We start from the raw sequence: 12,121 nt of genomic DNA, 5'->3' as shown, positions 1-12,121 counted from the left end.
TCAGGTTCCCCTCACAGAGGTTGCAATGGGGTATCCGCTCAGGAACCGGGCGCGCAGGATCAGCACCCAGACGATCACCGCCAGAGTTTGGTGGAAAATCGCGATATGAGCGGGTGCGCCGTACAATACCGTCACGATCCCAAGGGCAATCTGCAACGTCATTGCCGCCAAAACGGCATTAAATGCAAAGCGGGTATGGGGATGTGTTGATTTACGCCCCCGCAGCCAGACCACGAAGGTGAACAGGATCAATACGTATCCCGTCACCCGGTGCATGAATTGCACCAACCCCGGGCTTTCAAAGAAGTTGCGCCACATCGGTTCGAGCACAAGCGCGGTCGACGGAAACCATTGGCCGCCCATCATGGGCCAGTCGGTATAGCTGCGACCGGCATCAATGCCTGCAACCAGTGCCCCGAGGAGAATTTGCAGAAAGGTAAAATGCAAAAGCCCGGTCGACATGCCCCATTGTTTTGCCTCTTTCACCCGCCGCGCCTGCATCAGATCGGGCGCGCTGCGGCCCAGTTCCATGATGTACCACGCTATGAATCCGAGGATAATGAACGCCAGACCCAGATGGGTGGCGAGGCGATAACTGGCCACATCTGTGACGCCTTCCCCTTGCGTCACACCAGAGGCAACCATCCACCAGCCGATCGCCCCCTGCGCGCCGCCAAGCAGGCCGAGGAACAAGAGCTTTCCGTTCCAGCCGACAGGCACCTGCCGTCTGAGCGCAAAATACCCAAAGCCAAGCGCCCAGACGACGCCAATCACACGTCCAAGCTGGCGATGACCCCATTCCCACCAATAGATAATCTTGAAATCCGCCATCTGCATCCATTGGTTCTGGATGCGGAATTCATCAATGGCCTGATATTTCTCGAATTCCGATTGCCATTCCGCCTCAGACAGGGGGGGCAATGCACCGGTCAGCGGGCGCCATTCGGTAATGCTCAGACCGCTGTCCGTCAGCCGGGTCAGCCCGCCAACCGCGATCATGACAAAGACCAGCGCAAAAAGAATCTGCAACCACACGCGAATGGCTTTTCTGGCTCCGGTGTGTCGCTTGTCGATAAGACCGGGTTGCACGGCGGGTTTTGCCGCCTCAGCCGTCCCGACCTCTTCAAACAACTTGCGTTTGCTGCTCATTGATTATCCTCAATCTGTCGCGCCGCGACCCTAGGGGGATGCGCATACAAGGTCCAGCGCGACTAGTCGCCGCGTGTCTTCCAGCGGACCATCTGCCGCATCATACCGTGCAGCATCTGAACATCCGCCCGTGTCATCGGCATCCGGCTCCAGAAGTTACGCAAGTTCGTGCGCATGGACTGCGATTTATGCGCAGGAAAGAAAAAACCCATCTCTTCCAACCGGTCTTCGTAATGCGTTGCCAGATGTTCGACCTCGATATTTTCCGCCCACTCCGTCCCGGACATTTCTACGGCTTGCGGCGTCACATCGCCCGTCGCGCGCATCCACTCATAACCCACAAGTAAAACGCATTGCGCGAGGTTCAATGACGGAAAGTCGGGGTTCACGGGCACTGAGATGATCGCATTCGCACGGGCGATATCGTCGTTTTCCAACCCTGCCCGTTCTGGTCCGAACAACACGGCCACCCGTTCGCCTGCAGAAATCCGCTCTGCGGCCGCGCGCATGGCTTCTTCGGGGCTGAACACCGGTTTGGTCAGATCGCGCGGGCGTGCGGTGGTTGCAAAGACGAACGAACAATCCTCGATACTGGCGGGCAGATCAGGGCTGAGTGATGCGTTGTCCAAAAGCCGACCCGCACCGCTCGCCAAAGCGACGGCTGCCTGATTTGGCCAGCCGTCCCGCGGGGCGACCACGCGCATGCGGTCCAGCCCGAAATTCCACATTGCGCGCGCTGACGCACCGATGTTTTCACCCATCTGCGGACGCACGAGAACAAAGGCTGGTGTCGCTGGATTATTGCGTGTCTCACTCATCCTTGCGTCTTACTTTGCGCTGCGGCGCACTGCAACGGGCTGCAACAGCTGCGGCGCAATTTTGACATGCCAGGGTCAAATGCGTTTTCATTCCCAATCGTCTGCGGTAGGGCTTTGCTCACGTCAGACCACAAGGACAGTGCTCATGGATTTGCCCGAAAAACCGCAGTTGTATCTCATTACGCCACCGGAGTTTGAGTTGAGCAGCTTTCCCGACGTGCTGGCACAGGTTCTTGATGCCCATAAGGTGGCTTGCGTGCGGCTGGATCTGGCGACGCGGGACGAAGACACCCTGTCGCGCGCGGCAGATGCCTTGCGTGAAATCACCCATGCGCGCGATATCGCGCTGGTCCTCAGCGATCATTCGGTTCTGGCGGATCGCCTTGGGCTGGACGGGGTGCACCTGAGCGATGCGGCCCGGTCCGTACGTGAAACACGAAAGCTTCTCGGTGACGAGGCGATCATCGGCAGCTTTTGCGGCACATCGAGACATGATGGAATGTCTGCCGGTGAAGCAGGTGCAGATTACGTCTGTTTCGGGCCCGTCGCGGCCTCCGCCCTCGGCGATGGCAGCTATGTCGAACAAGAGGTGTTTGAATGGTGGTCCGAGGTCATCGAGGTCCCAGTGGTCGCAGAAGGCGGTCTGGACGCCGCAAGGATCGCGCAACTTACACCCTTCACGGATTTTTTCGCCTTTGGCGAAGAAGTCTGGACGGCGGAGAACCCCGCGCAGCGCCTCGGTGAATTGCTCGAAGCGATGGGCTAGGTTCAGAGAAACACCCGCTCCACACACCAATAGGCCCCGATCACGGCGATGATCAGCGAGGCCGGAATGGACACAGCGCGGAACATCACCGCATAGGTCCCGACGGGCTGTTCCGCTTCGGAGAGATCGGATCGTCTGGCCAGACGCGTACAGCCAAACAGGATCAGAGCCGCCAGCGCGATCACGGTCAACTGACCCAACTCTACGCCAACATTGAACCCGATCAGCGCTGGAATGAACTGGCTTTCGGGCAATCCGAACTCGCCCAGCACAGAGGCAAAGCCCAACCCGTGCAGCAGGCCAAACCCAAAGATAATAAAGGGGCGCCATTTGGTCAGGCCCCGCTGAAACAGGTTTTCGACCGCCACATAGACGATAGATGCCGCGATCAAAGGCTCCACAATGCTGCCGGGCACATTAACCCACCCCATCGCGCCAAGTGCCAACGTCACCGTATGCGCCAACGTGAAGGCGCTGACCTGCCACAGTAACGGCCCCCACCTTGTGGACAGAAAGAACAGGCCCAATACAAACAGGATGTGATCCAGTCCTTTGGGCAGGATATGATCAAACCCGACAGGGATATAGCTCATGAACGCGGTGGTGGGGCTTTGCGCATCCCCACCGGCCAGCGCGATCGGTTCGCTGGACTGGCCACCATCCAGATAGCCGGTGTAGGGGGCCTCAACCCCTTGCTGACGCAGCACCAGAGCGCCTGAACCTGCGGGCCAATTGACTGTCACCGACGCGGTTTCCGGCGGCAGTTGCGCGCTCACTCGCATCTGGGAAATCCGCGGCAATTCAAAATCAACGTCTTCGGGCATCGTGATGGTCCCGAGGGTCAAGGGCGACGCGCCATCGGTTGTCAAAAACGGCAACGCGTTCCAGCTGTCGATGATTTCCTGTGCGCGCGCGCTGATATCGTCGTTGGGCAAGGCCCTCAGCGCATCATAATCGGATGCAGCGCTGTCCTCATCCGTATCCTCAACCGCATCCAGATCGATCCCGGCCAGAAACGCCTCGATGTTGATGCGGAAATCAAACACAAGCTGGCCGTTTTCCGCCAGGGTCATATCGGCAATCGTCGGCACCACCTCATGCGCAGCGCTCTGCTTTACCTGCCCGCCCCAAAAGAGCGTTGACACCAGCAGAAAAAGGCACAGCTTTGATACTGCATTAACAAAGGATGTCACCATGGGCTTTTTGCGCCTTTCGATCATTCTGACGGCCTTTTGTGCCGGACCCGCCTTCTGTCACGAGTTTTGGATTGAACCGGAAAAATATCAAGTCGAAAGCGGTGCGCCGGTTCAGGCAAACCTGAAAAACGGGGAAAACTTCAAAGGCACCACGCAGGCGTGGTTCGACAAACGCTTCACTCGTTTCGATACGGTTGCTGGTGAATTGGTCCGCCCAGTCACGGGTCGTATGGGGGATATCCCCGCGTTGCAAACGTCGGATCAACCTGACGGGCTGCTGATCGTGCTGCACGAAACCACCGCATCCAGCCTGACGTATCGCGCGTGGGAGAAATTTTTGAAATTCGCAGCACATAAGGATTTTCGCGACGCTGTAGAAACGCACGAAAACATGGGCTGGCCGAAAGAGGGTTTTCGCGAAAGCTACACCCGGCACGTCAAATCCTTGATCGCCGTCGGGCACGGGCGTGGCGCGGATCGCACCTTTGGACTGGAAACGGAGTTCACTGCGCTGACCAATCCCTATGGCGCAGATTTCAACGGGCAGATGCAGGTGCTCCTGACCTATGACAGATCGCCAAGGCCCAATGCGCAGGTTGAGGTATTTGAACGTGACGCTAATGGAACTGTGGTGGTGTCCCTGTTTCGGACGGGCGCCACCGGTAATGCCACTATTCCTGTCAAACCCGGTCATGATTATCTTTTTGACGCCGTCGTTTTGCGCCCCAACCCGCTGGCGGGCAGTTCTGAAAACACGCCGGTCTGGGAAACCCTATGGGCTGCGTTGACCTTTTCTGTCCCCTCTGAATAAACCCGCGCGACAGGGGCTTGATCCTCTGTGGGTTCCCCGTCACAAGACCGCATGAATTCCAAACCTGATATCCTGTGCATCGGCTCCGTCTTGTGGGATGTGATTGGCCGCTCGGCAAGTGCCATGCGGCAGGGATCAGACGTCCCGGGCCGCATCACACGCCTGCCCGGTGGCGTGGCAATGAATATCGCGATGACATTGGCCCGCTTTGGACTGACACCCGCCTTATTGACGGCGGTCGGGCATGATCCCGAAGGGGATGAATTGCTGGCAGCATGTGCCGCACGCGGCATGGTTACCGGTTTGGTGTATCGATCTGACGACCTGCCCACGGACCGTTATATGGCGGTCGAAGGGGCAAACGGCCTGATCGCGGCCATTGCCGATGCGCATTCCCTCGAAGCGGCCGGCGCGAAGATCCTTGCACCGCTCTCGGATGGGCGTTTGGCCAGCGAACACGCGCCCTATCAGGGTCGCGTGGCACTGGATGGCAATCTGACGCTCGCATTGCTCAGTGACATCGCGCAGAGCCCCTTGTTCGCATCCGCTGATCTGCGCGTCGCGCCCGCCTCGCCCGGCAAAGCCGAGCGATTATTCCCGTTCGTGAAACAGGGGCGTGGCACGCTTTACGTCAACCTTGAAGAGGCCGGTTTGCTCTGTAACCAGTCGTTCAAGACATCCCGCGCGGCTGCGGAAACCCTTTTGAACAGGGGGGCGGCACGGGTGTTGGTGACCGACGGCGGTGCAGATGCAACCGAAGGTCGACCGGATGGCCTGCTGACACAAACGCCGCCTCAAGTGCTTGTCGCCCGCGTTACCGGCGCGGGCGATACCTTCATGGCCGCCCATATCGCGTCGGAGGCCCAAGGGTTGGCGCCCGCCGCCGCCCTCGACAGCGCCCTCAAAGCCGCCGCAACCTATGTATCCGGAGAGACCCCCTCATGACCTACCTACCCCTGCTTCATTCGGCCGAAGTGGCCGCGGCAAAAACCGCCGGACGCCCGATCGTGGCGCTGGAAAGCACCATCATCACGCATGGTATGCCGTACCCGCAAAACCTTGAGGTGGCCCGACAGGTCGAAGATGATTTGCGCGGCGCAGGCGTGACGCCAGCGACCATCGCGGTGATGGATGGGACGCTTCACATCGGGCTGGAGCCGCATCAACTCGAAGCGCTCGCGCAAGCGAAATCGGTTGCCAAGCTCTCGCGCGCTGACATTGCCGCCTGCATGGCCACAGGCGGTACAGGTGCTACGACCGTTTCGGCGACAATGATCGCAGCCCACCTTGCGGGCATTTCGGTTTTTGCGACCGGCGGCATTGGCGGGGTCCATCGCGGCGCGGAATCAAGCTTTGACGTTTCCGCTGACCTGCTGGAGCTTGCGCAAACCCCCGTGACAGTCGTCGCCGCCGGGGCCAAGGCCATTCTGGATGTGGCCAAAACACTTGAGGTGCTTGAGACGCAGGGCGTGCCCGTCATTACCCTTGGTCAGGATAGCTTTCCCGCTTTCTGGAGTGCGGCATCCACGTTCAAATCACCCCTGCGCATGGATAACGCCGATGATATCGCGGCGGCCCACCAGATGCGCGTTGATCTCGGATTGCCCGGCGGTCAGCTGGTTGCAAACCCAATTCCCAGCCAAGACGAAATTCCCGCCGCAGAACTTGCGCCCATCATCGCGACGGCACAGGCCGATGCGGAACAGCATGGCATCAAGGGCAAGGCAGTCACCCCCTATCTGCTACAGCGCATCTATGAGTTGACAGAGGGTCGCTCCCTGACCGCAAACATCGCCTTGGTGCGCAACAACGCACGGCTTGCCGGTGCAATCGCTCAAGCCTTGAGCGCCAATGCCCGTATTGCGGGAAAGTAAGTCATTCCGCGAAAAGCCCCCATTGTTAACCGTCCCCAAACCACCTAACTATCGCGAGTGCCTTGCAAAGACGGACACTGAATGAACACGCCTTTCGACCCTGATATGCCACCGCCTCGCCGCGGGATTCTTGCCCGGATGCGCTCAAACTTCCTGACTGGACTGGTTGTCATTGCACCGGTTGGGTTGACCATCTGGCTGATATGGTCGGTTGTCGGTTGGATTGACGGTTTCGTACTTCCGCTGGTGCCAAATAGCTATCAGCCCGACCGCGTGCTGCAAGACCTGTTGGGTCTTGACCCCTCCGTACAGATCGATGTGCGCGGGATCGGCGTTGTTATCTTTTTGCTGTTCACGATCATCGTGGGCTGGATGGCCAAAGGGCTGATCGGACGCTCGCTGATCTCTTTTGCCGAAGGTCTGGTGGAGCGCACCCCCGTCGTCCGCTCCATTTACTCAGGCATCAAGCAGATTTCCGAAACCGTTTTTGCGCAATCCGAACGGTCCTTTGAGAAAGCATGCCTGATCGAATACCCGCGCCAAGGGATTTGGGCGATCGGGTTCATTTCGACCAATACCAAAGGTGAAATTGCCGCGCGTGGGAACGACGGGCAACCGATGTTGAGCATCTTTCTACCCACAACGCCCAACCCCACATCCGGCTTTTTGCTGTTCGTCCCGGAAACCGATGTCATAAAGCTTGATATGACGGTGGAAGAAGCCGCGAAACTGGTGATTTCAGCCGGTCTTGTGTATCCAAACGGCAAGGATGATCAAAACCCGTCCGGGCAGGCCTGACTACTGAAACATCTCGACCATGTCGACCGAACTGCGCTTGTTCAGATCGTCGCGGTGTGCTGTCAGAAAATCATCCGCAGCACGTTGTCCGGCTTCTTTCAGTTTGGCCAGTGTATAGGCGGTTGGGATTACCTTCGTGGCCACGGACAACTCGTTCATCAACGCGTCATCCGCAATCATATGCATCAGCACACGCTGCTTTTCATCGGACTCCAACCTGCCGCTATCCAGCAGCCGCTGCACGAAGTGGATCGCGCGCATCTCGCGCAAAAGTGATGAATTAAAGCTGATTTCATTGATCCGGTTCTGAATGGCCTGTGCCGTGCGGGGCGTGTCGACCCGGTCGAGCGGGTTGATGTTCACCACCACGATGTCGGCGGGCAAAGACGAATTGAACAGCGGGAACAACGCGGGGTTGCCTGTATAACCGCCGTCCCAGTAATCCTCCGTCGTGCCTGTAACAGGATCGGTGACCGGTACGGCCTGAAACATCGTCGGCAGACAGGCGGATGCGAGGATGACGTCCGTGCTGATTTCACTGTCTTTGAAAACACGGATCTTGCCGCTGCGCACACGTGTTGCACAGACAAAGAGGCAGGGCCCATCGCTGTTTTCCGCGCGCACTTCGTCATAGTTGAATTTGGACACGATAGGCCGCAGCGGGTTGCTGTAAAAAGGACCGTAGGCGTAGGGCGACACGACCCGCGACCACGCATCAGCAGCGAGGTAGGGCAATGAGTTTTCAAGGGCCTTGGAAACGGAGGACAGGGAAAATGGCGCCATCCATTCCGACATCTGCATTTCCGGTCGCGCGCCGACTTCTGACCAGAGCCAGTTCAACATGTCGCGCGCGCCCTCGCGCCCGCCTTCGATCATGCCAGCCTTGAAGGCGGCGCCATTCAATGCCCCGGCACTTGTGCCGGAAATCGCGGCCACGTCCAGGTCTTCATCTGTCAGCAGCCGATCAAGCACACCCCAGGTAAAAGCACCATGCGCCCCCCCGCCCTGAAGCGCCAGATTGATCCGTTTTTTCGCCATTTTCCTATCGCCTTTTCTGGTCGACTTTATGGGTTCCTGCCATGGTCTGAATGTAAGCCCGCAGGAAACAACAATCCGTTACAGCGCCGTCCAGCCGCCATCGACGCTGATGGTAGTGCCGGTAATTTGCGCCGCAGCATCCGAGCACAGAAACGTCGCCGTGCCACCCATCTGCTCAACCGTTGCAAACTCTTTGGACGGTTGCCGCGTGAGCATCACGTTCTCGATGACCTCTTCGCGTGTCATATCATATTCCTTCATCGTGTCGGGAATTTGCTTTTCGACAATGGGTGTCAACACGTAACCGGGGCAGATCGCATTGGCGGTGATCGGTTCCTTCGCGGTTTCCAGTGCGGTCGTCTTGGTCAAGCCGACGATGCCGTGTTTGGCTGCGATATAGGCCGATTTATAAGGCGACGCGGTCAACCCATGTGCCGAGGCGATGTTGATTACCCTGCCCCAGCCCGCAGCACGCATCATTGGCAATGCAATGGCCGTGGTGTGAAAAGCCGAGGACAGGTTGATCGCGATGATCGCATCCCATTTCTCGACCGGGAAATCGGGGATGCCCGCAACATGTTGGATGCCTGCATTGTTGATCAGAATATCGCAGGTGCCAGCCTTTGTAATCAGGGCGCGACACTCATCGGCTTTGGACATATCAGCCTGAATATACCGCGCAGTGACACCTGTTTCCTGCGCAATCTCTTTTGCAAGGTCATGATCCTCGGCATTATCCGTGAAAGAATTGAGCACGATGTCTGCGCCAGCGCGCGCCAACTCACGCGCAATACCCAGCCCGATGCCCGAGTTTGACCCCGTTACGATGGCGGTTTTACCGGAAAGAGAAATCTCAAAACTCATAGCGATGTCCTTGCTTGTTCGAAATGCTGCGTTGCACACATCATGACGTGCTGCGGGTGCAAAGAAAATGGCAAAAGCGGAAATCAGCCCACCTGCTGCGCGCAGGTCCAAGATAGCCTTGAATGACGCGATATGGCCAAATAAAAAAAACGCCTGCACAAGGCAGGCGTTAAGTTATTGAGGCAGGTTTCATACAGGCAAGAAACCTATCGAGCAGTGACCTCTTTATAAGCAATCTACCGCAACAGTCCAAGCTAAAAGTTTGATAAGATGGAAATACCCCGGTAGGTTTCGGCGCAATAAAACAAGGGCAGCAGGGAATTGTCTCCAAAATGAATACGGTTTTTTTCTTCCGGTTGATGCGGAATTTCGCATTCTTTGCGGTGATTCTCGGTGCGCTTCAGGCGCGCGCAGAGCCTGCGCACGGGATATCTATGTACGGTGACCCTGCCCTTCCACCGGATTTTGTGTCCCTGCCCTACGCAAGGCCCGACGCTCCCAAAGGGGGCAGCATCACGCTGGGCAATACAGGCGGTTTCAATAGCCTCAACCCTTACGTGCATAAAGGCACGTCCCCCTGGCAGCTCAGGTTTTTCACCCATGAGGCGCTGATGGGACGTTCGTGGGATGAACCTTTCGCGCTTTACGGCGTTCTGGCCGAATCGGTAGAGGTGCCAGACGATCGGACATGGGTTGAGTTTACCCTGCGTGAGGGTGCTCGATTCTCTGACGGGTCGCCGGTCACGGTTGAGGATGTGTTGTTTTCCTACGAGGTGTTGGGGACAGAAGGTCACCCCAGATATCACAGCCTGCATGCCCAAATCGACACCATCACACAGACAGGCCCCCGCAGCCTGCGCATCATGTTCACCGGGGACAGTCGCGAATTGGCGCTGCTGGCGGGCATGCGGCCCATCCTGAGCAAAGCGCAGTGGGAGGGGCGCGATTTTGCCAACGCACCCCTTGCGGATATCCCGATAGGGTCCGGGCCCTATGTGGTGTCCGATTACGAGGCGGGCCGCTTTGTGCAACTCACGCGCAACCCTGACTATTGGGGGGCTGACATCCCGTTTCGTCGGGGCACGCATAACATCGACCAGATCAAGCTGGATTTTTACGGGGATGCCTCGGTGATGTTCGAGGCCTTCAAGGCGGGCGAGATTTCCGCGCTGCGGGAGTTCAACGCGGACAAATGGGCAAGGCTGTATGATTTCCCAGCCGTTGCGCGCGGCGATATTGTCAAATCGGAAATCCCCCATGGCAAGCCATCAGGCATGACGGGTTTCGTGATGAACACGCGCACGCCTCCTTTTGATGACTGGCGTGTGCGCGAGGCGATGATCCTTGCGTTCAATTTCGAATTCATCAACGACACGCTGACCGGGTCGTCGCAGCCCCGGATCACGTCTTACTTTTCAAACTCGGAACTGGCGTTTGTGCCCGGTCCTGCCACGGGCAAGGTCGCCGACCTGCTGTCTCCTTTTGCGGATGACCTTCTGCCCGGTACGCTGGAAGGATACACCCTGCCCCAAAGCGATGGCTCCGAGCGCAACCGACGCGGCATCCGTCAAGCGATGGCCTTGCTGCAAGAGGCCGGCTGGAGCGCGCAGGACGGGGTCATGCAAAACGACGCAGGTGATCCCCTCGCCTTCACGATCCTGCTGTCTCAGGGCAGTAGCGAAAACAAGGCGATCACGGACCTTTATGTCAGCGCTCTGCGACGGCTGGGAATTGATGTCGCTGTTGAGACAACAGACAGTGCGCAATATGTCCAACGCACAACTGCATTTGATTTTGACATGACCCCCTACCGCCGCGCCCTGTCCCTGTCGCCCGGAAATGAGCAGCGGTTTTACTGGGGCTCTGCGGCAGCGGATCAGGAAGGGTCGCGCAATCTGATGGGGGCAACATCCCCCGTGATTGACGCCATGATCGACGCGATGCTGGTTGCGCGTTCGAAAGAAGACTTTGTTGCGGCAGTAAGGGCATTGGATCGGACCCTCACTGCTGGTCGGTACGTGATCCCCTTCTGGCAAAATACTGTCGGGCGGATTGCCCATGACGCACGGCTGCGTTTCCCAGAACAACTGCCAATTTACGGGGATGGACCGAATTTCATGCCGCAGGTCTGGTGGTTTGAGGACAGCTGATCAGACCAGCGATGTGACCCAGAGTATATTGGCGTCTTCCGGACTTACTGAAACCACATTGTGACCCATCGTAGCGTCGTAATAGGCACTGTCCCCACGCCGCATTTCGATGGGTTCATAGAATTCGGTGTAAAGACGGATGACCCCGGTCAGCACATAAAGATACTCTTCGCCGTCATGGCGCACCCAGCCATCAAATTCCGACATTTTGCGCGCTCTGACACGCGTGCGGTAGGGCAACATCTTCTTTTTGCTCAACGTATCCGCCAGCAACTCATGTTCATAGGTGACGGTGGCTTGTGCTGCACCCTCACCTGATTTGGTCACGGCCAGTCGCCCATTGGCCTGTTCTGCATGCGGCGGCGTAAAAAGCTGCGGGATCGAAATGTTCAACCCAGTTGCCAGTTTCTTGAGTGCGTCATAGGTCGGCGACATCTGCCCGTTTTCGATCTTGCTGAGGGTAGAGCGTGCCAGCCCCGCCTTGGTCGCGGCCTGCTCAAGCGTCCACGCGCGCGCTTTGCGCAACTCGCGCACGCGGACCCCCAAATCCAACGGGGCCACAGGTTCATCAGTGCCGTTTTCACGGGATAGGCTGATCAGTGTTTTTGGGTCACTCCGGGTCATATGTGATCTTGTAAGCGCAAGCCCACGGGCTTG

12 protein-coding genes are annotated in these 12,121 nt (G+C 57.9%); 6 read left to right on the top strand and 6 right to left on the bottom strand.

The genetic code is table 11. The features are described from left to right. Together ctaA and K5Q35_RS03860 are read right to left on the bottom strand one after the other, a co-directional pair. Nucleotides 1–1,149 (bottom strand): heme A synthase, encoded by a 1,149-nt coding sequence (gene ctaA, locus K5Q35_RS03865; RefSeq protein ID WP_220798509.1) that lies wholly within the window; start codon nucleotides 1,147–1,149, stop codon nucleotides 1–3. A 62-nt stretch (nucleotides 1,150–1,211) separates the two neighbouring features. Further along, nucleotides 1,212–1,967: an RNA methyltransferase gene (locus K5Q35_RS03860; RefSeq protein WP_220798508.1), complete on the bottom strand. Its 756-nt coding sequence runs from the start codon at nucleotides 1,965–1,967 to the stop codon at nucleotides 1,212–1,214. Nucleotides 1,968–2,112: 145 nt separating this feature from the next. Here K5Q35_RS03860 and K5Q35_RS03855 point away from each other — a divergent pair, with 145 nt between their 5' ends. Then, nucleotides 2,113–2,733 (top strand): thiamine phosphate synthase, encoded by a 621-nt coding sequence (locus tag K5Q35_RS03855; RefSeq protein WP_220798507.1) that lies wholly within the window; start codon nucleotides 2,113–2,115, stop codon nucleotides 2,731–2,733. A 2-nt stretch (nucleotides 2,734–2,735) separates the two neighbouring features. Here K5Q35_RS03855 and K5Q35_RS03850 read toward each other — a convergent pair whose 3' ends face one another. Continuing rightward, entirely contained in the window at nucleotides 2,736–3,929 is a 1,194-nt protein-coding gene (locus tag K5Q35_RS03850; RefSeq protein WP_220798754.1) for a HupE/UreJ family protein, read from the bottom strand. Between K5Q35_RS03850 and K5Q35_RS03845 the strand changes: the two genes are divergently transcribed. From K5Q35_RS03845 to K5Q35_RS03830, 4 genes are all read left to right on the top strand, one after another. Continuing rightward, nucleotides 3,928–4,740, top strand: coding sequence for a DUF4198 domain-containing protein (locus tag K5Q35_RS03845; RefSeq protein ID WP_220798506.1), 813 nt, complete (start codon nucleotides 3,928–3,930; stop codon nucleotides 4,738–4,740). The genes K5Q35_RS03850 and K5Q35_RS03845 overlap by 2 nt on opposite strands. A 51-nt stretch (nucleotides 4,741–4,791) precedes the next feature. After that, a complete protein-coding gene (locus tag K5Q35_RS03840; protein ID WP_220798505.1) occupies nucleotides 4,792–5,685 on the top strand; it encodes a PfkB family carbohydrate kinase in 894 nt (297 codons plus the stop codon). After that, nucleotides 5,682–6,614, top strand: a complete 933-nt coding sequence (locus K5Q35_RS03835; protein WP_220798504.1) for a pseudouridine-5'-phosphate glycosidase — start codon at nucleotides 5,682–5,684, stop codon at nucleotides 6,612–6,614. The genes K5Q35_RS03840 and K5Q35_RS03835 overlap by 4 nt, the downstream gene beginning before the upstream one ends. An 81-nt stretch (nucleotides 6,615–6,695) precedes the next feature. Continuing rightward, nucleotides 6,696–7,412: a DUF502 domain-containing protein gene (locus K5Q35_RS03830; RefSeq protein ID WP_013961734.1), complete on the top strand. Its 717-nt coding sequence runs from the start codon at nucleotides 6,696–6,698 to the stop codon at nucleotides 7,410–7,412. On the opposite strand, the gene K5Q35_RS03825 is transcribed toward K5Q35_RS03830, so the two are convergent. After that, the gene (locus K5Q35_RS03825) at nucleotides 7,413–8,450 is read right to left on the bottom strand and encodes a patatin-like phospholipase family protein (protein ID WP_013961733.1); all 1,038 of its coding nucleotides are present in this window, start codon (nucleotides 8,448–8,450) and stop codon (nucleotides 7,413–7,415) included. Nucleotides 8,451–8,528: 78 nt separating this feature from the next. Continuing rightward, nucleotides 8,529–9,314 carry a 3-hydroxybutyrate dehydrogenase gene (locus tag K5Q35_RS03820; protein ID WP_013961732.1) on the bottom strand — a complete coding sequence of 262 codons (786 nt, stop codon included), beginning with the start codon at nucleotides 9,312–9,314 and terminating at the stop codon, nucleotides 8,529–8,531. A 332-nt stretch (nucleotides 9,315–9,646) separates the two neighbouring features. On the opposite strand from K5Q35_RS03820, the gene K5Q35_RS03815 reads away from it, so the two are divergent. Further along, complete coding sequence (locus K5Q35_RS03815; protein ID WP_220798503.1) at nucleotides 9,647–11,464, top strand: extracellular solute-binding protein; 1,818 nt, start codon at nucleotides 9,647–9,649, stop codon at nucleotides 11,462–11,464. Here the strand turns inward: K5Q35_RS03815 and K5Q35_RS03810 are convergent, their stop codons facing one another. Next, nucleotides 11,465–12,088 carry a helix-turn-helix domain-containing protein gene (locus tag K5Q35_RS03810; RefSeq protein ID WP_044025271.1) on the bottom strand — a complete coding sequence of 208 codons (624 nt, stop codon included), beginning with the start codon at nucleotides 12,086–12,088 and terminating at the stop codon, nucleotides 11,465–11,467. Nucleotides 12,089–12,121: the final 33 nt, after the last annotated feature.

Source organism: Roseobacter sp. OBYS 0001 (genome assembly GCF_019654895.1).
Taxonomy (GTDB): domain Bacteria; phylum Pseudomonadota; class Alphaproteobacteria; order Rhodobacterales; family Rhodobacteraceae; genus Roseobacter; species Roseobacter litoralis.
The sequence above is the reverse complement of the archived record's forward strand: the minus strand, read 5'-3'. Positions and strand labels throughout refer to the sequence as shown.